Source organism: uncultured Lamprocystis sp. (assembly GCF_903933125.1).
GTDB lineage: Bacteria > Pseudomonadota > Gammaproteobacteria > Chromatiales > Chromatiaceae > Thiodictyon.
In genome coordinates this window covers 1-21,545 of sequence record NZ_CAIZIZ010000477.1, presented here as the reverse complement: position 1 = coordinate 21,545, position 21,545 = coordinate 1, and the positions used below count along the sequence as shown (strand labels likewise).

18 protein-coding genes and 1 pseudogene are annotated in these 21,545 nt (G+C 62.9%); 8 read left to right on the top strand and 11 right to left on the bottom strand.

Features of this window, described 5'->3' with window-relative positions; all coding sequences use genetic code 11:
• Window positions 1–45 precede the first annotated feature (45 nt).
• From QZY03_RS26200 to QZY03_RS26175, 6 genes and pseudogenes are all read right to left on the bottom strand, one after another.
• Window positions 46–1,770, bottom strand: a complete 1,725-nt coding sequence (locus tag QZY03_RS26200) for an ATP-binding protein (protein WP_295586209.1) — start codon at window positions 1,768–1,770, stop codon at window positions 46–48.
• Window positions 1,771–1,926: 156 nt separating this feature from the next.
• The gene (locus tag QZY03_RS26195) at window positions 1,927–3,018 is read right to left on the bottom strand and encodes a Fic family protein (protein WP_295586206.1); all 1,092 of its coding nucleotides are present in this window, start codon (window positions 3,016–3,018) and stop codon (window positions 1,927–1,929) included.
• 9 nt (window positions 3,019–3,027) lie between these two features.
• Window positions 3,028–6,726: a DUF6079 family protein gene (locus tag QZY03_RS26190; protein WP_295586204.1), complete on the bottom strand. Its 3,699-nt coding sequence runs from the start codon at window positions 6,724–6,726 to the stop codon at window positions 3,028–3,030.
• Window positions 6,723–6,959 (bottom strand): BREX-3 system P-loop-containing protein BrxF, encoded by a 237-nt coding sequence (gene brxF / locus QZY03_RS26185; RefSeq protein ID WP_295586201.1) that lies wholly within the window; start codon window positions 6,957–6,959, stop codon window positions 6,723–6,725. The genes QZY03_RS26190 and brxF overlap by 4 nt, the downstream gene beginning before the upstream one ends.
• 131 nt (window positions 6,960–7,090) lie before the next feature.
• Window positions 7,091–7,273: pseudogene (locus QZY03_RS26180) on the bottom strand (BREX-3 system P-loop-containing protein BrxF); the annotation flags it as partial.
• 491 nt (window positions 7,274–7,764) lie between these two features.
• Window positions 7,765–9,273 carry a leucyl aminopeptidase gene (locus QZY03_RS26175; RefSeq protein ID WP_295586198.1) on the bottom strand — a complete coding sequence of 503 codons (1,509 nt, stop codon included), beginning with the start codon at window positions 9,271–9,273 and terminating at the stop codon, window positions 7,765–7,767.
• A gap of 103 nt (window positions 9,274–9,376) precedes the next feature.
• On the opposite strand from QZY03_RS26175, the gene lptG reads away from it, so the two are divergent.
• Complete coding sequence (gene lptG / locus QZY03_RS26170; protein WP_295586196.1) at window positions 9,377–10,447, top strand: LPS export ABC transporter permease LptG; 1,071 nt, start codon at window positions 9,377–9,379, stop codon at window positions 10,445–10,447.
• A gap of 21 nt (window positions 10,448–10,468) precedes the next feature.
• On the opposite strand, the gene QZY03_RS26165 is transcribed toward lptG, so the two are convergent.
• Both QZY03_RS26165 and QZY03_RS26160 read right to left on the bottom strand, forming a co-directional pair.
• The gene (locus QZY03_RS26165; RefSeq protein ID WP_295586194.1) at window positions 10,469–12,010 is read right to left on the bottom strand and encodes a class I SAM-dependent methyltransferase; all 1,542 of its coding nucleotides are present in this window, start codon (window positions 12,008–12,010) and stop codon (window positions 10,469–10,471) included.
• A 45-nt stretch (window positions 12,011–12,055) separates the two neighbouring features.
• Window positions 12,056–12,649, bottom strand: a complete 594-nt coding sequence (locus QZY03_RS26160; RefSeq protein WP_295586191.1) for an RDD family protein — start codon at window positions 12,647–12,649, stop codon at window positions 12,056–12,058.
• Between the two features lie 249 nt (window positions 12,650–12,898).
• Between QZY03_RS26160 and QZY03_RS26155 the strand changes: the two genes are divergently transcribed.
• The 7 genes from QZY03_RS26155 to QZY03_RS26125 all read left to right on the top strand — a co-directional run bounded on the left by QZY03_RS26155 (window position 12,899) and on the right by QZY03_RS26125 (window position 19,467).
• Entirely contained in the window at window positions 12,899–14,713 is a 1,815-nt protein-coding gene (locus tag QZY03_RS26155; RefSeq protein ID WP_295586187.1) for an NAD(P)H-dependent oxidoreductase subunit E, read from the top strand.
• Window positions 14,710–15,426 (top strand): 2Fe-2S iron-sulfur cluster-binding protein, encoded by a 717-nt coding sequence (locus QZY03_RS26150; RefSeq protein ID WP_295586184.1) that lies wholly within the window; start codon window positions 14,710–14,712, stop codon window positions 15,424–15,426. Before QZY03_RS26155 ends, QZY03_RS26150 begins: the two co-directional genes overlap by 4 nt.
• Before the next feature lies 1 nt (window position 15,427).
• Window positions 15,428–15,967 carry an NADP oxidoreductase gene (locus QZY03_RS26145; protein WP_295586182.1) on the top strand — a complete coding sequence of 180 codons (540 nt, stop codon included), beginning with the start codon at window positions 15,428–15,430 and terminating at the stop codon, window positions 15,965–15,967.
• A gap of 18 nt (window positions 15,968–15,985) precedes the next feature.
• Complete coding sequence (locus QZY03_RS26140) at window positions 15,986–17,488, top strand: Ni/Fe hydrogenase subunit alpha (protein ID WP_295586179.1); 1,503 nt, start codon at window positions 15,986–15,988, stop codon at window positions 17,486–17,488.
• A 251-nt stretch (window positions 17,489–17,739) separates the two neighbouring features.
• Window positions 17,740–18,546 (top strand): methyltransferase domain-containing protein, encoded by an 807-nt coding sequence (locus QZY03_RS26135; protein ID WP_295586177.1) that lies wholly within the window; start codon window positions 17,740–17,742, stop codon window positions 18,544–18,546.
• A 269-nt stretch (window positions 18,547–18,815) separates the two neighbouring features.
• Window positions 18,816–19,064: a DUF4160 domain-containing protein gene (locus QZY03_RS26130; RefSeq protein WP_295586175.1), complete on the top strand. Its 249-nt coding sequence runs from the start codon at window positions 18,816–18,818 to the stop codon at window positions 19,062–19,064.
• Window positions 19,051–19,467 carry a DUF2442 domain-containing protein gene (locus tag QZY03_RS26125; protein ID WP_295586172.1) on the top strand — a complete coding sequence of 139 codons (417 nt, stop codon included), beginning with the start codon at window positions 19,051–19,053 and terminating at the stop codon, window positions 19,465–19,467. Before QZY03_RS26130 ends, QZY03_RS26125 begins: the two co-directional genes overlap by 14 nt.
• 123 nt (window positions 19,468–19,590) lie before the next feature.
• Here QZY03_RS26125 and QZY03_RS26120 read toward each other — a convergent pair whose 3' ends face one another.
• The 3 genes from QZY03_RS26120 to QZY03_RS26110 form a co-directional block, all read right to left on the bottom strand.
• Window positions 19,591–20,421 (bottom strand): HNH endonuclease signature motif containing protein, encoded by an 831-nt coding sequence (locus QZY03_RS26120; RefSeq protein WP_295586170.1) that lies wholly within the window; start codon window positions 20,419–20,421, stop codon window positions 19,591–19,593.
• Window positions 20,422–20,441: 20 nt separating this feature from the next.
• On the bottom strand, window positions 20,442–20,921 hold the full coding sequence (locus QZY03_RS26115; RefSeq protein ID WP_295586167.1) for a hypothetical protein: 480 nt from the start codon (window positions 20,919–20,921) through the stop codon (window positions 20,442–20,444).
• Window positions 20,922–20,996: 75 nt separating this feature from the next.
• On the bottom strand, window positions 20,997–21,359 hold the full coding sequence (locus QZY03_RS26110; protein ID WP_295586165.1) for a DUF2002 family protein: 363 nt from the start codon (window positions 21,357–21,359) through the stop codon (window positions 20,997–20,999).
• Between the last annotated feature and the right edge of the window lie 186 nt (window positions 21,360–21,545).

Below are 21,545 nucleotides of genomic sequence, written 5' to 3'. Positions count from 1 at the left end.
TCGCAGCTTCGGCGATTGCGTTCAGAACGGCGGCCTGCTTTCCCGTTAGATGCGGCCGACCAGCGTCTGCCAGTAGGCGTCGATGTCCGCCGCACCTTCGGACCAATGGAGGGTCAGCGAGAAGGTGTTGGTGTCCTTTTTGCTCTCGAAGGTCGGCGCTCGCCGGTGCGCCTGCTGGCAGGCACGGTGCACGGCGCGGATGCCGGAGCCCGAGATCTCGGCGAACCCGATCAAGCGCAGCGCCCGCGCGATAAGGGGGTTGCGCGATTGGCTCTTGCCCCCGTCGAGAAGTTTGTCCGTCGGCACGAGCGAGTAGCCCGTGTTGAATACGGTCACCCTGTCTGGGTGGATCTCGATCTGGGCGGCTGCGCTTGAATCTCGGTAGTCTTGATGGATAGTCTGGTTGACGAAGATCTCGCGTAGCGTGAGGTAGTCGATCGTGCCTTCAGTCTTGCTGAGGTCTTCGAGATCCACATCCTTCAGGCCGGTTTGCTCCGCGAAGAAGCGCACGGCCCGCATGAGTGCCTGAATGAGGTTCGCCGACTCGACGGTGTCTCGCTTATCTTTTGCAGGTCGCATCGTCTTGGGTTCGATGACCCGCAGGTCCAACACGGCTCGCTGCAGTTCACCGCGAACCGCCGCCGGTGTACCGAAGAGCAACCGGATTTGCCGCAACTCGTCCGGCTCGACCAAGAAGCGACCGTCGAGGAGCCGCTCTCGGATGAGTGCATGAGGATCAGCGGCATCGGGGCCCAAACGCGCGGCGTACCAGCGCACAGTCGCCGTGTCGAAGGCGTGCCAATCGATGCGTCCAGCTTCCCGTCGACCGCTTTCCTCGATGCGGTTGCGGGTTTCTCCCCACTCGTTCGCGAGGTGTCGGCCATCCAGAAGAACGACCATGTCGGGCGCCCGATTGCTCCCGGAGCAGAGTTCGCGAACCGAGCTAGCTAGGCCGTCATCGTGATATTGTGTACCACCGTCGAGCGTACGGTACCGAGTTCGCGCGCCATCCACAGCGTCGAGGAAGAGCAGCGAGAAGTTTTGGCGCTCGCGGTCTATACCCCACAGCAGCCAAGGGGGAAGCTGAAGGCAAATACTATTGATGGCGATGTACGGGACATGGGTCTCTCCGACGCCCGCCCCGAGGTTGACCTTTATGGATTCCGGCGTGGGATCTGACTCCCCCATCAACACGAGGCGATGTAGGATGAGCGCGTCACGCGTCCATTCCTGGTTTTCAACGACAAAAAGTGGCTTCGATAGGATGGCGTCTACACCGTCGAGAGCTGCCAAGAGTTCACTTACGGGCGCGGCGGTCGCCTCAATCGCGATGGCCTTCGCCTCGTCCAGGTTGCGCAGGTCGTGCCCGTCGCCATTGCGCAGTTCGAGCAGCGCGACCAGCGCGGCGTCCGTCTTGCCGCGTAGGTTGTTCCGCTTGGTCGTTTTGAATCCTTGCGCCAGCAGTGGTGCTGCGGGGTGATTTCCCTTGGCACCGGCCACCTCCTGCACCGTCCTTAGAAAGTGGCCGAAAGACAACTTGCCGCTCAGCTCGCTGAGCTTGGCTTCCGCCTCGTCGTTCCGGGACGCGAAGGAGGCTACCGCAACCGCAGCGAGGTACCGCGTGAGCACCTCTGCTGCCTTGAGGCTGGCGTTGACGCGCTCTGCGGCCGTTCTTGCGCGCAGCACCCGACCGCAAGCGATCGCGACGGGCATAGGGTAGATGAGGCTCCCTCGGCGCAACGGCCACTGATCGGCGATCACTTTAACCATGTCGCGTGTCCGCTGGGACGCACACGCGCGAGCCGTCCTTTCGCTTGGCTATATCGCAAACGATGCCCCGAAAGTGCGCCTCACGCTCGCCGATCGGGCAGGCAAGCCCGCCAACGTTAGCGGGGTCGGTAATACCCGTCTCACTTTGCCAGGCCGTCATTTCGGCTCCTCCCGCTCTCTTGGCTGGTTGGAAAGCTGCTGGGCGAGTACCCTGCCGCTCTCGGTAAGGCGGTATTTCTGCCGCGAGCTGCGCGGTTTGTCAGGAATGGTCATCTCGACGACGCCGAAATCGAGAGCCGGTGTCAGGTAGGCGGATACGAAGTGCATGCGATCCTTGAGCCCCAGGCGCTCCAGCAGATCGCCCCGAGTCATCTCCCCATCGAGTGCTTCCACAAGTTGGCTGACTTGCTGGGTCACTTGCGGGGGTACTTGCAGGGTCACTTGCGGGGTGACCCGTTCGGTCGCTTGTTCCTGCGGCCACGGGAGTTCGATGGCGTAGGTCTTGCCCGCGGGGTCGTTCGCGATGACCGGGACTTGGCCGGTGAGTCCCTCCCAGCGTTCGCACAGCCCCACAACTCCGCTGCCGGCTTGCTCGGCGAGCTGCGCCATGCGCATGGCCCGCTGAACCGTCGGGTTGCGGCAATCGGTCGCACCGCCGGCGAGCAGTTCCTGCAGCGGCACGAGGGAGTCCCCGGGGTTCTCGAAAAGAATTTTGTCCGAGTACCAGAGCACGCGCGCGATGCGGTGGTCGCCGTGGTCCTGGTGGACCAGCAGGTTGACGAGGGCCTCGCGCAGCGGTGCCAAGTGTGGGCCGACGGCGCGACGGGTGAAGCCGTCGACCTCAAGGGCGAAGGGGTTGGGGACGAGGCGCTCAAAGCGGTCGAGGAGCAGGCGCAGCGCCTGCACGATGTTGCCGTCGACCACCTCGCGGTCGCTCCAGCGCTCCTCGTGAACGGGGTCGGTGGAGGGGTAGTTCATGCGTCGAAAGTCGACGCGCGGGGTTGGGTTGACGAAGCTGAGCGGACCCATGTCTCCGCACAGCAAGAGCGCCGCACGCGTCAGGCGGTCGCCCCGCATCAGTCCGAGTCGTTGGAGCCATTCCTGGTCGGACAGCTTGGCCCAGTCCGTCGCGCCGATCGGCGAACGAACCCGCGCCCGCAGCCAGTTCAGGGAGTCGGCGTCGAGGTCGCCGGGCCCAGCGCTGTCGACGAGCTTGGCGTCGAAGTCGAGCAGGGTCTCTCGGTCCATCGCTGGCCTCTACTTCTCTACGACGATACGCACCCGGGAGGCTTCTTTGCCCTTGGTCAGGCCGGTAATGTAGCTCTCGAATCGATCCTTAAACTCGTTGATGGTGCAAGGGATTCCGCCCCCGGTAAGGGCTGCGCGCAGCCGTGTCTCGTTGACCACCAGCTTTTCGAGACCGCTCAGGATCTCGGCAAGCGCCTTCACGAAGGCCGGGCTCACGGGGTCCGGAAGCCGCTTTTCATTCAAGAAGGCATCGACCGCGTCCCGGCCCTCGCCGGCGCCCAGGAGGTCGATGTCCCCCGCGACGGTCGGATCCTGAAGGTTGCCGAGCAGCGTGCCGGTCCAGCTCTGCACCATGTCGTCGAGGTCGCGGTCCAGCTCCGCGATCCGGTCGCCCGCCTTGGTCCCCGCGAACGGCTCCTCGACCGGCCGGAACGAGCAGTGGGGACAGATCGGGTCCGCGTCGAGGTCCGGCTTCGTCAGACCGAAGCAGGTCTTGAGCCCGAACAGTGCGTTCTGGAAGTCCCGCAGCTGCTGCGCCGGCATCATCTCCACGGTGGACAACGGCTGGACCTGCTTGAGACGGGGGTCCTGGGCAAGCCGCGCCTTGCGCTGGTCGTCGGTGGCGCCAAGGCGGGCCTGGGCGTGACTGGCCAGGTAGGCATCCCGATAGGCGGTCTTGAGCTCCGCCAATGCCTGGCCGAGCGAGCGCTGGAAGCTGGGGTCTGCGCGGTGCTTCGGGCTCGTGATCTTGGCCATCAGCTCGCCGCGTCGCTCGCGCATTTGGTCAACCCAGGGATGGCCCGCCTGAAGTACGGCTTCCGCCTTCCCCAGATACGATGTCGTTGGGCCAACCTGCTGGACCAGTTCGACCAGGTCCTCGACCTCGCGCACCAGCGCGAGTCCGGATTCCTGAGCCTGAATGGCGGCGACATCGTGCGGGAAGCTCTTGAGTTTCCCCGCGGTGTTAAATGCCTGGAGCGACTCCAGGAATCGCTTCAGGTCGTTGAGGCGCTTGCGCCACTCTGCCTGCTCCTGCTCGGCGAGGATGGGCTTTCCCCAGAGGATCATGTCCCCCACACGAGCGTGGGCAAGGACGACCTTGTTGACCAGCTCCGCCACTTTGATCTGCAGCTGCGTGACCGCGTCGTCGCGATTCGCGGGGTTGACGATCAGACCCTTGGGCACCCCAAACAGGTCGAACAGCTCCTGCAGCGCGCCAAGGGGTAGGTCGCGGGGGCGCTCGACATGCTTGAACCGGGCGATATCGTCGATGGGGGCCTTCGCGAACTGGTCGATGGCGCCGGCGTCGATCTTCTTCCCCGTGATGCTCAGCACCAGATCGCCGCTGTGAACCAGTCCGGCCAGGACGACGGCGAGAAATTCCGGCTCCAGCCGGAAACGGGTCCAGTACTCGACGCCTGCCTCTTCCTGCACCAGCTCGGAGCGGTTCAGCACTTGGCCCTCACCCTTGGTGCCGAGCTGCTCGACGATGTGCTTGGCATAGCGGGACTTCCTTGGCCGGAGCTGGTCGCCGTCGAGCATCTCGAGGGCATCAAGGATCGACGCGCCCAGCTTGCTCTTGACGCTGCCGGCGATCCAGCGGAGCGCATCCTGGGCGGCCTGCCCCCGGTTGGCCCGGGTGATGGGCGTGTCGAAGATCGGATAGTGGCGGGCCTGATCCGCGAAGTGCGGGGACAGGGACACGGCGGCCGCCACGTCGATATAGTCGCGTACGCCGCCCCGTGACGGCGCGCGGGCGAAGAGCGTCTGGAGCAGCTCGCCGAGGGACCCTGTCTTCCCCTGACAGGTAACCTCATAGGCGGTCGTAAGCTTCTCTTGCAGCCAGCGGGTCATGGTCCGCAGATGCGCGCCCGCCTTGTCGTCGTAGTTCTTTTTGTTCCCGCCCGAGGCCGAGGCGGAGAGCTCCCGGGCACCGGCGTAGAGCCTGAGTGCGTGGTCGAATTCCTCGTCCCGCTGGGCGAGTCGGAAGAACACCTCGTCGGGCTTGCGCTCGTCCTTGAAATAGGGGGCCTCGAACGGCTGAATGAAATAGATGTAGAAGTCGCGTGCCGGCTGAGCCGTCGAGCGCTCGTTCGGCGCGCCGAAGAAGAGATAGCCGCTCCGGCCGGCCCTGTGTTCCCGCCATTCGATCTCGTGCTCCCAGATGCGGTAGCCGGACACGTAGGGGGGCGCTTCGGGGTCTTCCAGGACGACGCGGCGGACCCCGTCGAAGTAGTAGCGATCGAGTTGGGAGTCGCTGAGCGACTCGGCCCGCTTCTCGATCAGCGAGTCGAAGTCGATGTCCTTCTTCAGATCGAGGTAGTACTGGCCATTCTCTCGGTTGAAGGACAAGAACTGGCCGCTGACGGTCTTGACGATCTCCCGCAGGACGGTCTCGACCACGGTTTTGAGGAACTCTGCGTCGCGCTCGGGCAGCGGGAGGAGGATACAGAGGTCGTCGCGGAGCTCCTCTGCTGTCGCGCCGATCGGGGCGAAGATGTCGCTGGTGGTTAGGCGGTGCACGGACAACGCATGGACGATGCGCAGCGCCGCGGGCCGATACTGGGGACGCGTGAAGGCTTGTTGGATGCGCGCCTCCAGCACATCGGCCTTCTCGATGACATCGCGGATCTCGGGGACCGAGCGGAAGGACGCGTTGTCCTTGAGGTTCTGCCAGTACGAGTCGTAGGCGATGAGGCCGGGCGCGTCGTCCGGGACGTGCTCGGTGAGCATGCGGCGGATGGCGGCGCTGAGCGTCTTGAGCACCTCGCGCTTCTCGGCGACGTAGACGCGCTCGAAGGTGTCGATATAGGCGGGGTGCACGGGATAGAGCCTGACGAACTGGTCCATTCGCTCGTTCATCGTGCCATAGAGCGGCGCGAATTTGATCAGATGCTCGCGCACAAGCGCTTGCTGTTTGGCATCTTTCTTGAGGAGACGCTCCGCGACAACGTGAGCCACATCCTCACGGGCGATGCGCATCTGCTCGAAGCGGTCTTTGACGCGCCGCAGGCTGTCGGCGGCGAACTGGAACCGCGGGTTGTCGAACAAGCTCTCCTGGACGCCGGCGACGAAGCGGAAGCGCGAGCCTTTGGCGAACTCTCCGACCGCGCGGAGGAAGTTCAGGTTGCGCATCAGCTCCTGTTCCCGGTTGGAGCGGAGGTAGTCGAGCAGCTCGTCGAGTACGAAGAGCAGGCCCTTGTCGGGGAACCGCTCGGTGAACGCAGCCATCATGGAGGCGAGCACGTCCTTGTGATTCTTCACCTGGTCCTCGGGCGGCACATCGAAGTGAGCACCCTGTTCGGCAAGCTGATCCTGAAGCGTCTCCATGACAAACTGACGCAGCGGCATCGACGAATTGATCTCCGCCCGGATGACGAAGAAACGACCGGCGATCGGCGTTGCTTTGTCGGCCACGGCCGGGTTGGTCACCGCGTCGGCCAGCTCGGCGTGCTCGGCGATCGCGGAGATCACCGCCATGAGGTGCGACTTACCGGTACCGTAGTTGCCGACGACGAGGAGACCCTTGCTATCGGCCGGGGTGTCGAACTGGAGTTGCGGGAACACCAGGTCTGCGAGCTGCTCGCCCATGCGCTCGGAGATGACGAAGGTCTCGACCAGGCGGCGGGCGCTGGCCGCATGATCTGCCTCGCGGAGCTGAACGACGGTCTCGATGGGGTCGAACTGGATAAGGTCCGCGTATTTCAAACCGGATGCTCCTGGGCAAGCGTCTCGCCGCCGATTTCGGGGTGAGTCCCCACGGACGAAACAATGAGCGCCTGTGGATCGTCATAGCGCCGATATTCAAAATGATCGGGTACCGCGTAAGTGAGTGACGCGCCCGAGTAAACGCCTCGCCACGTCGTCACGATCGTACGGTTGCGCGAGAGACTCTGGAGAAGCCGCAGTGGGTCCTGTTTCAGCTCCGAATGAAAGAGCATCTCGATGTTGTCGAGCAGGAATGAAAGAGCATCTCGATGTTGTCGAGCAGAACGATCTCCCCGGCAGTCTCCCGAACGATATCGTCGACCAGCCGAGCGGCGCGGAGTGCTCGTTGGCGCGAGGTTAGCTCCAGCAGTCTCTCAGAGAGCGCCAAGTTGATATTGACCATCGGCCAAGCCATCGATCCGTGGAGCGTGCGGAAGGCGCGCGTCTTTCCCGAGCGCGGTGGACCCGCGAGGATGACCAGCCGGTGATACAGCTGGCTCGCCGTCTCGACACATCCGGCAACCCGATGCGAAAGCGGGGGCACCATCGACTTTGCTCTCCTGGATCCCTGATGGATGGCGCGATCATGGCAGCAGTCCCCGCGATAACTTTCGTCCAGATCCGCCGTCCCGGGCGTTCTGCAGCGCGCGACGCGATGCCAGGGCTACTGTTTGGGCGATACCGATTTGCGAACGGCATCCTCGCCAGACCCGAGGGTCTCCACAATCATCGGACCGATAGCGATTGTTCGTCTATCCAAGGCCGCACGCACACGAAGCGACCGAACACGTATCCCTATCGACGGCCGATTTTACGGACCGGGGACTTTTACCAGTGACAGCCGCTCGGCGTCAACGCCCTTGTGTTTGGCGGCTTGGACGAGAGTACCAAAAAATCGGGCGTTCGAGCTTCAATAAGCAGAGGCCGGGCGCACTGTGTCCCGAACTGCGGATGCCATCCGCTCTTGAATGTGCCGTGAACGGCGGCCCATCGATTGCCCTTGATCGGCGACTGATCTGCTTTGTCCCCGATCACGGGCTAGCCGGCCGCCGCGAGCAGGCCGCTACGCTGCAACAGGATCTGCACCAGCAGCGGCACCGGCCGGCCGGTGCCGCCCTTTTCCTTGCCGGTCAGCCAGGCGGTGCCGGCGATGTCCAGATGCGCCCAGCGGTATTTTTTCGTATACCGTGACAGGAAGCAGGCGGCGGTAATGGCCCCGCCATCGCGCCCGCCGATGTTGGCCATGTCCGCGAAGTTGCTGTCGAGCTGGGTCTGGTAGTCCTCCCACAAGGGCATCCGCCAGACGCGGTCCCAGGCGTCGTGACCGGCGTCCTGGATTTCCTGGGCGAGTCGGTCGTCCGCGGTAAAGAGCCCGGAAGGGTGCTTGCCCAAGGCGACGACACAGGCGCCGGTGAGGGTCGCCAGGTCGATCACCACCGCGGGGTCGAAGCGCTCGCTGTAGGTGAGGGTGTCGCACAGGATCAGGCGGCCCTCGGCGTCGGTGTTGAGGACCTCGATGGTCTGGCCCGACATGCTCTTGATGATATCGCCGGGCTTGTTGGCCGCACCGTCCGGCAGGTTCTCCGAGGCCGGGACCAGGCCCACCAGGTTGAGCGGCAGGTCGAGTTCGCAGGCCGCCTGGACGGCGCCGAAGACCCCGGCACCGCCGCACATGTCATACTTCATCTCGTCCATTTCGGCGGCCGGCTTGATGGAGATGCCGCCGGCGTCGAAGGTCAATCCCTTGCCGACCAGCACGACCGGTTTCTGGTCTTCCATGCCGCCCTGGTACTTGAAGCAGATGAGCTTGGCCGGTTGTCGGCTGCCGCGGGAAACCGAGAGCAGGGCGCCCATGCCCAGTTCCTCCATCTGCGCCTCTTCCAAGACCTCGACCGTCAGCTTCTCGAAGCGGCTGGCCAGATCCACCGCCTGATCGGCCAGATAGGACGGGGTGCAGAGATTCCCCGGCAGGTTGCCGAGTTCCTTGGCGAGCGTCACCCCGGCGGCGATGGCCGCGCCGTGCCGGACCGCCTGCTCGGCCGTGTCGACCTGCTGCCGGGTCGCGACCCAGAGGGTGAGGGTGCGCAGCGGCGTCTTGGGGGCTTGCTTGTCTTCCTTGGTCTGACTGTAGCGGTAGACCCGGTCGGCCGTGGTGGTCACGGCGTCGCGTAGCGCCAGATAGGGGGTGAGACCGTTCGCAAGCGACTCGGCCAAGGTGCTCATGGCGTCGCCGGCATGGGTGCGCTGCAGCACGTCCACGCAGGCCGCCAGCGCCTGACGGTAGTTGGCGCGGGTGAACTCCTTTTGCTTGCCGCAGCCCACGAGCAGCACTCGCTCTGCCGCGATGCCGGGCACATCGTAGAGCATCAGGGTGCGGCCGGTCTCGCCGTCCAGGTCGCCCCGCTTGAGGATCTCGGTGAGTCGGCCGCCGCTCGCCTGATCAACGGCCTGTGCGGGTTCGGCGAGCTTGCGTTTCTCGAAGACACCCAGCACCAGGCAGGGGGTCTTGTGTTTGGCGAGATCGCCGGTTTTGATCTTGAACTCCATCAGCGGGTACCTCGGGGGACGGATCGGGTCTGAATCAGTCTGCGTTGAGCGATCGGGGTGAGTATCCTAAGGGCTCTGAGTCTACCACCGCGTTGAGCTTTACATGATCCCTGGAATTCTCGATCGCTATCTGGCCGGGGCGGTGATCGGCGGCACCCTGCTGACCTTGGGGGTGCTCCTGCCGTTGCTGGGATTTTTCATCCTCGCCAATGAGCTGGAGCAAGTGGGTACGGCCGGCTATCGCATCCAGGACGCCCTGCTGTTCATGGTCCTCGCGCTGCCGCGTTATGCCTACCAGGTGTTTCCGATCGCGACCCTGATCGGTGCCTTGCTCGGCTTGGGGGCACTGGCCAACCGCTCGGAGCTGGTGGCGATGCGGGCGGCCGGCATCTCGATTTTGCGCATCGCCTGGGCCGGCGTCATGGGCGGCATCGTGCTGGCCGTGATCGCCATGTTCGTCGGCGAGGTGGTGGCTCCGGTCGCCGAGCAACATGGGCTTGAGCTCAAGCGCACGGCGCTCTCCGGTGAGGTTGCGCAAAGCACCGACTCCGGGTTCTGGGCGATCGACGACGGCGCCTATGTGAACATCCGCGAGATTCTGTCCGGTACCAGTCTGCGCGCCATCTCGACTTACCGGGTCGACAATACCGCGGGAACCCTGATCGCGACTTACGCCGAGGGCGCGCGCTATGTCGACGGTCAATGGGTGCTCGAGGGCATTTCGCGCAGTCATGTCAGTCAGGAGGGGGTGCGGATCGAACGCCTCCCGAACGCCGGCTGGGATTCCATGTTGGACCCAGGAATCCTCGAGGTGGTGGTCGTCGATCCGCGCATCCTGCCGGTGTGGGGGCTCTGGAAATACATCCGCTTCATGCGCATCAACGCGCAGGATGCCGGCAACTATGAGGTGATCTTCTGGGGCAAGGTGGTCTATCCCTTGCTGACCCTCTCGATGGTTCTGGTGTCCATCCCCATCCTGCTCGGGTCCGCGCGCAGCCGCGGGACCGGCGTACGGATGTTCGTCGGGGTGATGGTCGGCATCGTCTATTATCTGATCAGTCGCACCTTTTCCTATCTCGCGCTCATTTATGGTCTGAGTCCGCTGGCAGCGGCATTGGCCCCGCCGCTCCTGTTCGTCGGTGCGGCGATGTTGCTGTTGCGGCGGGTGGGCTGAGGCTGCCCCCGCTGTGGGCGATCAGGTGATCCCCAAACCTGCCAGGATCGGCAGCCGCTCGGCGGCAAGGCTGTTAGCCTCGGCGATCAGATAGCCCAGGGTCCGGTCGCGATCCGTGAGTTCCTCTCCCTGGTGAACGATGCGCCTGCCGGCGGCCTCCAGGCGGGTCAAAACCTCGTCTGCCCATTCACGGGGTGTGGTCAGACCTTGCTGCCGGGCGTTCAGGAAGGCTTGGTCGAGGACCGTCACACCCACGCCCCCGCCAGTCACCGGGGAGGCCAGGTGGCTGCCGCCGGACCACTTGCCGCCGCGTTCCAGGAGATGGCTGTTGAGGCGCCTGGTCCGCTCGGTCACCGCGGTGGTGATGTCCGCGGGGTGGGCCGGGGCCAGGCGGTCGGTCCCGATCAGCGTCAGCAGCATCTTACGGAGTTGGATCTCGTTGGCGTGACCGGCCAGCGCCGCGGCGATTTCGGCGAAGGTGATCGGGCTGCAGCCGTTTTTCACCAGCAATTCGATCAGCGGTGCATAGAGGGCCTCATTCAGTGGGACCTCGCCGCGTTGCGTCTTGACCTTCATCGGGGTTGCGCTCGGGTCAGCGCAGGGGATAAAGCGCAAGGCGCCCAGGCGTTCGCTGAGATCGCAGGCCGGGATGCCGCGCACGCCGCGCTGGAAATAGTCCGAGCGCAGGTGGGTCAGGGTGAAATAGTCCAGCACCATTTCGCGCAGTGTCGGATTGTTGGCCAGTCCCGCCATCAGGTTGCGGGCCTCGTCGGATAGGGCTACTTCCTCGATGGCCTTGAGTGGATCGGCGGTGCCCGCGAACCCCAGCTTGGCGTCGCCCAGCCGCTCCAGGATTTCGGGAAAGGACATCAGCTTCCAGTTGGCGTTGAAATACTCGTGAACCAGGTAGTTGGGATCCTGGTTCGTCAACTGTTCCAGCCAGGTCTTGGCAATCGGGACGGCCTCGAAATAGTGGGCCTGAGCCGCGACCAGGGTCTGTGCAAACCGCAGTCCGTCCTTGATGTCGGCCACCGGGTTCGCCGCCGCCCCGAGCAGGATGCGGCGCCGCGCCAGGAGTTCCCGCAGGGGCGCCAGGGCGGCCCAGCCGGTCAGGTTGTTGTAGGACAGATAGACGGTGCCGCCCGGCTTCAGCCGGCGCGCGAGGATCGCGACGATGTTGTCGATATTGCGCTCGCTGATCCAGGACCAGATGCCGTGCAGCCCGATCATGTCGAACTGCGGCAGGTCCTCGCGTTGCGCGAACTGCTCGAAACTCTCGTCCAACAGATGCAGATCGCCGCCCGCGGCCTGCGCCAGCGTCGCGGCGCCCAGCACATGACAGGGGTTGAAGTCCGTACCCCACCATTCGCCGCGGTTGGCTGCCGCGTGCAGGTTGAGTGACAGGCCTTGGCCGAAACCCAGTTCCAGATAGGTCGGGGCCTCCAGGCCGCGGGTCTCGACCCCCTGGAGAGTCAGGACGGTTTGCGTAAATCGGGGCGCCAGTTTGGCGAAATAGCCCGTCGCGTACTCGATCTCGGTGACATAGCCTTCTCCCCAACTCATGGACTTGCTCCTGCTCTTGGCGCGAATACTGTGGTTTAACCGTCGTTATTGGTTTTTTGCCTTGTTTTTCGTAACCTGATGCTTGAGAAACATCAACGAAAAACGAGAAACAGACAATCGTTCCGTATCGTGCTCAGATTTGATTGAGCGGTTCGCGGCCTTTGGCCGGGCGAGCAACAGCCGTGTCCCCGAGGCCCGGTCATGCCAGGCCAGATGTTCGCGGTCGATCAGGCACCACCACAGGCCCAGGCCCAGCGGCAGCAGGCTCAGGGCGGCCCAGGCGAAGCGGCGCAGGGCGTCGGCGGCGCTCAGCGGTCCGCCGTCCGCGCGGACCACGCGCACGCGCCAACTGCGCATCCCCAGCGTCTGCCCGCCGTGCGTCCAGAAATAGACGTAGAAGCCGGCGATCACCGCCAGCAGATACGCCTGTAACAGGGTCCGATACAGCCAGTCCGCGCGGGGATAGGGTCGGGTGGCGAGCAGATCATAGGGGATGATCAGGCAGATGGTGGCGAGTATCAGCAGCGCCCACAGCAGGACGCCGTCATAGAGCAGGGCGCCGAGTCGGCGCCATAACGAGACGATCTGCACCGCAGGGGGATCTGTGTTCTCTGGATGATCGAGCTGTGTTGGGTCCATCGGGTCGGGGTGCCGGTCGTACTGGGAGAATCGGAATCCTGATTGTCCCCCGACGCGCCGCCGGGCGCCAGAGCGACCGGCGTTCTATACTCTATTAGGTGATTTCCGGGAAAGGGTCTACCGACGGGTGGGGGCGACTAAAGTCGCCCCTACAGCCTCTACGGATCTTGCAGGCGTGCGCCGTCGGGATCTTTATTCTTGGGGATCGCCTGAGTACGCCGACGCATTCCGCAACCACTGGAGGCTGTGATGGGCGAACCCGTCGACTCGAAAGTTCAGGCCTTCGTCGCCCGGTCGCTCGGTTTGTATGGTCAAGCGCCGGAGTATCTGCTCCAGCACCTGATTGCGGTCCAGCAGCAATTCGGCTGGGTGCCGCCGACGGCGGTCGATGCCCTGGCCGCGGCACTGGACGTGGCGCACGCCCAGGTGCGCGGGGCGGTCGCTTTTTATGCCTTTCTGCACGATCAGCCCCGCGGCGACTTCGATATCCTGTTTTCGGACAATATCACTGATCGGATGCTCGGCAACCAGCGACTGGTCGGGCTGCTCGCCGAGCGCCTGGGTCTGGGATTGGATGCGCCTCGCGCCGATGGAAGGGTGACGATCGGACTGACATCCTGCACCGGCATGTGCGATCAGGGACCGGCGCTCCTGGTCAATGGTCAAGCGGTGACCGCGCTGACCGCGGCGCGGGTGGATCGCATCGCCGACCTGGTGGAGGAGGGCGTGCCGCTGGAGCGCTGGCCGGGCGCATTCTTCCGGGTGGAGGACAATATCCGCCGTCGCGGGCTCCTGCTCAGCAATCCGGCGACCGACGGGGCGAGTCTGCGCCGGTTGCTGGACGGCGGGGCCGATGCGGCGCTGGCTGAACTGGAGCGCTCGGGTCTGCGCGGGCGCGGCGGTGCCGGATTCACCACGGCCTTGAAGTGGCGTTTCTGCCGCGAGGCTGAGGGCGGCGACCGGACGGTGCCGCGCTTCGTTGTGTGCAACGCGGATGAGGGTGAGCCCGGCACCTTCAAGGATCGGGTTTTGCTGACCAGTTATACCGATCTGGTGTTCGAGGGGATGACCCTGTGCGCCGGCGTGATCGGTGCCCGTCTGGGGTTCCTCTACCTGCGCGGCGAGTATCGCTATCTGGTGCCGCATCTGGAATCGGTCCTGGCGCGCCGCCGTGCCGAGGGGCTGCTCGGCAAGGACATCCTCGGCCAGCAGGGTTTCGATTTCGATATCGCCATTCATCTGGGCGCCGGAGCCTACATCTGCGGTGAGGAGTCGGCCCTGATCGAGTCGCTGGAGGGTAAGCGCGGCGTTACCCGCAAGCGTCCGCCCTTCCCGGTGATCAGCGGCTACCAGGACCGGCCCACCGTGGTCAACAATGTGGAGACCTTTCTGGCCGCCGCCCGGGTGGTCCAATGGGGCGGTTACTGGCTGCGCGGTGAGGGCACGGATCAGTCGGCCGGCAGCAAGATCTTGTCCGTCAGCGGTGACTGTGCCCGGCCCGGAATCTACGAATACCCCTTCGGAACTCCGGTGCATCGGGTGTTGACCGACTGCGGGGCGGAGGAGGTGCAGGCGGTCCAGGTGTCCGGCGCGGCCGGGACCACCTTGGCGCCGGCTGAATTCGACCGTCTGCTCGCGTTCGAGGATCTGCCTACCGCCGGTTCATTCATGATTTTCGACCGTTCGCGCGACCTGCTGGACTTGGTCCGCAACTTTGCCGCCTTCTTCGCTCATGAGTCCTGCGGCTTCTGCACGCCCTGTCGGGTGGGTACGGCACTGTTGCGGAATCTGGTGGAGAAGGTCGCGGCCGGTCAGGCGTCCGCCCATGATCTTCAGGAGTTGCGTGACATCGGCGCGGTGATGCGGCAGACAAGTTACTGCGGCCTCGGGCACACGGCACCGAACCATGTGCTCAATACACTGGACAAGTTCCCCGCGATTTATCGGCGGCGTCTGCGCAGCGCCGACTACAGCCCGTCGTTCGACCTGGATGCCGCACTGGCGTCCGCGCGGGCCCTCACCGGCCGCGACGGTGTCGCGGATCATGTGGAGGAAGAGGCATGAGCACGACCCTGAGTCTCGATGGCAGGCCGATTCCCTTCACTCCCGGCCAGACCATCATGGATGCGGCGCTGGCCGCCGGTATCTATATCCCGCACCTGTGCCACAACCCGGACTATGCACCCCATGGCAGTTGCCGGGTCTGCATGGTCGGCGTCGGCGGACGGCTGGTCTCCGCCTGTACCACGGCGGCGCTGGATGGCATGACGGTGGAGTCGAACACCGAGACGATTCAATCCACGCGCCGCTCGATCGTGCAGATGCTCTTCGTCGAGGGCAATCATGTCTGCCCGGCCTGCGAGCGCAGCGGCAGTTGCCAGCTTCAGGCGGTCGCTTATTACGTCGGGATGCTCAGCCCGCACTTCCCGCAGTTCTTTCCCCAGCGTCCGGTGGATGCCTCGCACCCGGATTTCATGATCGACTTCAACCGCTGCATTCTGTGCGAACTGTGCGTGCGTGCCAGCCGCGATCATGATCACAAGCGGGTCTTTGCCGTCAGCGGTCGCGGGTTGGCGAGCCATCTGGTGATCGACTCGCCCAGCGGCCTGCTCGGTGACTCGCACTTCGCCGCGAGCGACCGCGCCGCCCAGGTTTGCCCGACCGGGGCCATTCTCCCCAAGCATCGCGGTTATGAGCAGCCGATCGGTCAACGACTCTATGATCAGGCGCCGATCAGCGTGGTCGGGGACCTGCGTGCTCAGCCGGGAGGTGAGTGACGTGTCCGCCAAACCTCGCGTCGCGACCGCTTCACTGTGCGGCTGTTTCGGCTGTCACACGTCGCTCTTGGACATCGATGAGCGCATCCTGCAACTGGTCGATCTGGTCGACTTCGACCGCTCGCCACTGACGGATATCAAGACGGTCGGCGACTGCGACCTGGGCCTGATCGAGGGCGGGGTGGCCAACACCGAGAATCTGGAGGTCCTGCGCGCGTTCCGCCGACACTGCCGGACCCTGGTGGCGGTTGGCGCCTGCGCGGTCAACGGCGGAGTTCCGGCGATGCGCAACGCGCTTGCGCTGCGTGAGTGTCTGGAAGAGAGCTATGTGCGTGGAGTCGGGGTCTATCATCCGGGCATTCCGCGCGACCCGGAAATCCCGCTCCTGCTCGACCGGGTTCATCCCATCCATGAGGTCGTGAAGGTCGATTATGTTCTGCCCGGCTGTCCGCCTTCCGCGGATACCCTCTGGACCTTCCTGACCGCCTGGCTGTCGGGGCAGCCGATCGCGTTCCCTTATACGCAGATTCATTACGATTAGCGCGCTGCAGGCTTAACCATGACCGATTCACTCGAAACCGCCCGCCATCCGGAGACCTTGAAGCGAGTCTGCATCGAGCCGCTGACGCGGGTCGAGGGGCACGGCAAGGTCACCCTGTTGTTGGATGACGACAACCGGGTGCGGCAGGCGCGACTGCATGTCGTCGAGTTTCGCGGGTTCGAGCGGTTCATCCAGGGCCGGCCTTATTGGGAGTTGCCGGTGCTGGTTCAGCGTCTGTGCGGTATCTGCCCGGTCAGCCATCACCTGGCGGCGGCCAAGGCCTGTGACCAGTTGGTTGGCGTCGATGTGCTCACGCCGACCGCCGAGAAAGTGCGGCGGCTCATGCATCTGGGTCAGGTGCTGCAATCGCATGCACTGAACTTCTTTCATCTCTCATCCCCGGACCTCTTGTTCGGTGTCGACGACCCGGTGGCTCACCGCAACATCGTCGGTCTGATCCAGGATCATCCGGAGATCGCGAAGCAGGGCGTGCTGCTGCGTAAGTTCGGACAGGAGGTGATCCGCATCACGGCCGGCAAGCGGGTTCACGGTACCGGTGCGCTGCCCGGCGGGATCAATAAGCATGTGAGTGCACAGGAGCGGGATCTGCTCCAGGCCGATATCGATCAGGTGTGCAACTGGGCCGAGGGCGCGGTTCAGTTGATGAAACGGATCATCCTGCGTAACCCCGAGTATCACTATCGGTTCGGGGCCGTGGACGCCAACACCCTGAGCCTGATCCGACCGGACGGGGCCTTCGAACTCTATGACGGGGGTCTGCGTGTGCGTGGCCCGCAGGGCGACACGCTCATGGATCACCAGGACTGCAACAATTACGAGCAACTGATCCAGGAGGAGGTCAAGGACTGGAGCTACATGAAGTTCCCTTTCCTGACCCAACTGGGGCCGGAGTGCGGCTGGTACCGGGTAGGGCCGCTTGCCCGCGTCAACAATTGCGACTGCTTCCACACCCCGCTGGCCGAGCAGGAACGCCAGGACTTCGCCGCCGCCGGCGAGGGCCGCCCGCTCCAGGCGGCGCTCGCCACCCACTGGGCCAGGCTGATCGAGTTGCTGCACTGTGCCGAGCTGATCCGCGAACTGCTTGCGGATCCGGACCTGCAGGGCACGGACTTACGTCTGAGCGGGGCGATGCGCAGCAAGGGCATCGGTGTCGTGGAGGCTCCTCGCGGCACGCTCTTTCATCATTATGAAATCGACGGCGACGGACTGGTGACGCGCGCCAACCTCATCGTCTCCACGACCAACAACAATCAAGCCATGAACACCGCCATCCGCCAGGTGGCCGCCGATTACCTTAGCGGGCGGGAACTGACCGAACCGCTCTTGAACCAGATCGAGGTGGCCATCCGCGCCTATGACCCCTGTCTTTCCTGTGCCACCCATGCGCTGGGGCGGATGCCCCTGGATATCGAGTTACAGGATGCCGCGGGTTTGACACTGGACCGCCTCTATCGGCATCCGGACGGTCGTCTGGGGCGGTCGCCGGTACTTGACTCCTGAGTTCAGTTTCAATTCCCGGGTAGGCTGGTCGTCGCAGGCGGTTGTTTGACAGAATGCTTCCGCTCGCCGCGTTAACCGCCGCACCGCGGGCCTTAATCGTAATCCCGGCCAGCGGCGTGCGTAGTCAGGGCTTCCAGCCCTGACGGTATCAGGCCAGGATGGCCTGACTACGCACCCGACGAGCCCAGGTGGCCGGAATCTTGATCGAGGCCGCACAGTGTTCTCTTTGCTGAGCTGGTACCGCCAATAAGATGCAATTGGATTATGAGGTTTTTGAGCAAGCGCTCACCCTGTTTCATCGCCATTCACTTCAAAATAGTGAAGCCGTTCGGCAACTGCAGGACAAGGGCGCGCTACCCATCGTGTATCGCGCCGGCTTTTCCATATTGGATATTGGTGCCGGACAAGGCCATTTGCCGGACTTGATGCGGCCCTATGCCGAAAAGCTGATGGTGCTGGAGCCAAATCCTCGCTGTTGCGATGTCCTGGCGAAAAAGTTTAGCGATGTGTATGCGTGCCCCTGGGACGCGTCCGCCCGGTATCGGGTGTCCACTGATCATCCTCAGGGATTCGATCTGATGACACTCTCGCATGTGCTGTATCACTTCAACGGGCTCGATGATATTCGCGACAAGATCCGGTTGGCACTCACCCTGCTGAAGCCCGGGGGGCATCTGGCGATCATCCTCAACCAGCCCGCGGCGCCGATGGCGCTGATCGGTATCGGGTTCCAGAAGGCGGCAGGGCGCCGGGAGGAAGCGAGGACAAATCTGGACTTGCACGCGTGCTGCCACGAGTCGCGTTTTTATCAGGCACTGGCCGGTCGACAAGCGGAAGTCACCATCTATACCATCGACACCCCGCTGGACCGGGTGCCGAGCCGCGAAGATCTGATTGTCCTGTTCAGAATGTGTCTCATCAATCCGTTGTCCGCGGCCCCTTGCGATACGATCAGGCTCGACGGCTTTATCTCCAATTACCTGGATTCAACCTACCCGGGGTTGAACTATCCAGCGACAGTCCCCAGTCAGGATGACCTGATCATCATCCGGAAATGAGAAGCCGCCTCGGTTGATTGCGCGGCCTTGATCATCGTGCCGGCCAGCGGCCTATCCGCAACTGGACGTCGAGGCTTCAGCTGGTGGCGATTCCCCGGATCTTAAAGAAAATCAGTGGTGCCTGCACGCCGGACCGGCTAAAGCCTCGACCTCCAGTGGCCGGAACGATGATCAAGGTCCCGATTTTGTGGCTAACCTTCTCGCATGCCATCGTAATTTTCGACCCGCGGGATCAACCCAAGTGCTTTGGTTCTTGATAGACTGTAGCTATGCCCACGGTCCTGCGTCTCGACCACCTCCGCGTGGTGATCTATCCGAACGACCATAGGCCCGCGCACGTTCATGTCGTCGGCGGAGGCTGCGAGGCGGTTTACAACCTACACTGCCCAGATGGTCCGCCGGAGTTGCGTGAAAATTACGGTTTCTCGCGGCAAGAGCTGACCCGCATTAAGGCCGCAATCGCGGCGGTACTGGTTACGGCCTGCAGCCGCTGGAGCGAAATTCATGGTCAATGCTGAAGAATTCGAGCAGGCCAACGTCCGTGCCATGCAGTGCCGCGAGACCAACCCGGTCGCGATATCCGCTCGCTACGACGAGGCTTTGCGCCGCGTGGTGATCGCCTTCTCCACCGGCATCGAGCTGTCGTTCATCCCGCAGGATGCGCAGGGGCTCGAAGCGGCGCAGCCGGCGGATCTGGCGCACATCGAGATCAGCCCCTCCGGTTTGGGCCTGCATTTCCCGACGCTGGATGCTGACCTTTACCTGCCCGCTTTGCTGGAAGGGTTTCTCGGAAGTCGCCAATGGATGGCGGCCCAGCTCGGTAAGCAGGGCGGCAGGGCTACAACAAGCACGGCCAAGGCTGATGCAGCGCACGCCAACGGCCGCTGCGGCGGCCGGCCTAAGACGGCTTCGATCATCTGACTCCGGGCGCTTCCGGAATGCGTTTGCCGCGCAAGTTGTCCCCGGCCTTGCCGCTCTCCGCGAGTTCCGCGAAATGGTTGCGGACGGGGCGAATACCCCATCCGAACTGGAGTAGCTGTCCGCTCAATGGTCGAGTTGCTCTCGGTACCAATTCCACCGTTCTTGGAGGGCTGGTCGCGAGACTTCGTGCGCCACTCCCAACGTCATACCGTGGAACGCTGCGTATCCCGGATCGCATTGCACAGTCGGGGCCAGGTGGACTTGGAGTGTGACGGGATCGATACCGAGCAGGTCGCGGTCGAACAGAATATGCAAGTCCGCTCGCAGCAGCAGTCCGTTTGCGACGTGATTATCTTCATCGCCGAGGTAGGGCATAATGTGCGCGGCTTGTACGACCTCGACGACGCGGCATCCGGATATCCCGCACACCGCCTCGCCGTGGAGGTCGATAATCGATTGGCGAAAGCGCTGCTGACCTGGGCGCGTTGTCTGCTCGCGGAGAACCCGCTTGCGCTCGTCGTTACGGGAAGGATCGACGGTGTAGTAGTCTGTTGGATGCCCCGACGCCTTTGGCGGACTGATGGCGCCGATAGCCTCTCCGATCGCCGGGGTCACTACATTGGATGGGGTTTCACCGACCAGTGACCCAAAACCATCCTCGATCAGTTTGCGCCGAAGCGGCTCCCAATTAAGCTCCCTCACGAGACGTCCCCCTTGAATCTTGACTCCTGGATAGTTAGGTTTGCACCGGACTTTGGCATACGGATGCTTTGACGGATTAACGAGAAGTTTGACGAATTCTTCAAATGACTCGCGGTTCTTGGACTCGTTTGACTTGCCGCTGAGCGAGACGGCAAAATTGTCCTCTTTTGTGACGTAGGGGTACGGAGTCAGGTTTCCGTCAAATGGGCTGTATTCTGCGGAGACTGAGATCAGGCAGTTGTTCTCATTCACGTAATCTCGTACGTTTAGCATCAGATCTCTCCTCTCGAAATAATAGGCTTGCTGAAAAAATAGACGTTATCAAACGCCAGGTTGTCGTCGGCTTCTTTCCATACGACGTCGGTGCTCAGGGGGTAGGCATCAAGTATTTCATCCACTTGTGCCTCGCTGAAATCGCCGTCTCCCACGCATAGATAATAGCGCGGGTAGTCGTCTTGAAGGACTCCAAGGACCTCACGAAATAGCAACTCCTCCGGGTTTTCCCAGTCAGTTCGTTCTGTAACATGACCGAGGAAGGTGGCACTTAAGTGTTTCTTAGCTGCTCTTGGCGCTTCATAGCCCTCCCACATCGGGATCCAAGCGCGCAGATACTCCCTTGCATATCCACGAATCGCGCCACTAGGCTCAAAGAAAGAGTCGTCGTGATGTTCACGACGCAGCGCAAAGAGCTTGCCGATGTGCAGTTCCAAGCCACGTCGTTTGAAGGCATTCCGTCCGATGATCTTGGCCATTGTGTCTCTCTCTAGATGGTTGTACCTGACACCCGGCCTGAGTTGCCGGGTGGTCGGTGCGTTAAGAAACGGTGTCTAGGGGAAGATGTGTCCCAGAAACGCGTTCAAGCTCACTATTGAATCGAATCCAAACGGAACGCCGTACTTGCAGGGTTTTGTGCCGTTGCGGATTCTTTCTGGGAACGCCCTATAACCGGCGCCAAATAGAAAATCGTTACTGCTGCCGATGCCGACGCCAGAGTTTATCAGTTGCGTACGTTCGCTCAGATGTCTGGGATGCACGATCAAGTGTGAGTAGACCTTCGGTTCGGCCTTGTTCAAGTAGACGCTTTCGCTTGTTCTTGTGTGGATGAACTCCTTATGCTTGCTCTTGTCCGCCATTTCTGAAAAACCGCTTTTCAAGAGTATGAACTTGATCTTCGCAATGCTGATGGCCATGGTTCCTTTGCTCGCTTTTGATGGTTATGAGCGTTTTCACAGTCAACGCCTCGGTTGCCGCGCGCCGGACTTGAAGTGCTGCCTGATTGGGCGGGTTCGGTGGCCCGCGGTAACGACTAAGTACTTCAACTAAAATATTTGTACGCACATCTTACTCTCAGGAAAACCATAAAATTAGTGTTTTAT

What these genes read in the sequence shown, in the direction of transcription:
- QZY03_RS26160 (WP_295586191.1), bottom strand. Translation starts at nt 12,649, where the DNA reads ATGGACCCAACACAGCTCGATCATCCAGAGAACACAGATCCCCCTGCG.
- QZY03_RS26135 (WP_295586177.1), top strand. Translation starts at nt 17,740, where the DNA reads ATGCAATTGGATTATGAGGTTTTTGAGCAAGCGCTCACCCTGTTTCAT.
- QZY03_RS26195 (WP_295586206.1), bottom strand. Translation starts at nt 3,018, where the DNA reads ATGGACCGAGAGACCCTGCTCGACTTCGACGCCAAGCTCGTCGACAGC.
- QZY03_RS26125 (WP_295586172.1), top strand. Translation starts at nt 19,051, where the DNA reads ATGGTCAATGCTGAAGAATTCGAGCAGGCCAACGTCCGTGCCATGCAG.
- QZY03_RS26140 (WP_295586179.1), top strand. Translation starts at nt 15,986, where the DNA reads ATGACCGATTCACTCGAAACCGCCCGCCATCCGGAGACCTTGAAGCGA.
- QZY03_RS26165 (WP_295586194.1), bottom strand. Translation starts at nt 12,010, where the DNA reads ATGAGTTGGGGAGAAGGCTATGTCACCGAGATCGAGTACGCGACGGGC.
- QZY03_RS26175 (WP_295586198.1), bottom strand. Translation starts at nt 9,273, where the DNA reads ATGGAGTTCAAGATCAAAACCGGCGATCTCGCCAAACACAAGACCCCC.
- QZY03_RS26155 (WP_295586187.1), top strand. Translation starts at nt 12,899, where the DNA reads ATGGGCGAACCCGTCGACTCGAAAGTTCAGGCCTTCGTCGCCCGGTCG.
- lptG (WP_295586196.1), top strand. Translation starts at nt 9,377, where the DNA reads ATGATCCCTGGAATTCTCGATCGCTATCTGGCCGGGGCGGTGATCGGC.
- QZY03_RS26150 (WP_295586184.1), top strand. Translation starts at nt 14,710, where the DNA reads ATGAGCACGACCCTGAGTCTCGATGGCAGGCCGATTCCCTTCACTCCC.
- QZY03_RS26130 (WP_295586175.1), top strand. Translation starts at nt 18,816, where the DNA reads ATGCCCACGGTCCTGCGTCTCGACCACCTCCGCGTGGTGATCTATCCG.
- brxF (WP_295586201.1), bottom strand. Translation starts at nt 6,959, where the DNA reads ATGCTCTTTCATTCGGAGCTGAAACAGGACCCACTGCGGCTTCTCCAG.
- QZY03_RS26115 (WP_295586167.1), bottom strand. Translation starts at nt 20,921, where the DNA reads ATGGCCAAGATCATCGGACGGAATGCCTTCAAACGACGTGGCTTGGAA.
- QZY03_RS26200 (WP_295586209.1), bottom strand. Translation starts at nt 1,770, where the DNA reads ATGGTTAAAGTGATCGCCGATCAGTGGCCGTTGCGCCGAGGGAGCCTC.
- QZY03_RS26110 (WP_295586165.1), bottom strand. Translation starts at nt 21,359, where the DNA reads ATGGCCATCAGCATTGCGAAGATCAAGTTCATACTCTTGAAAAGCGGT.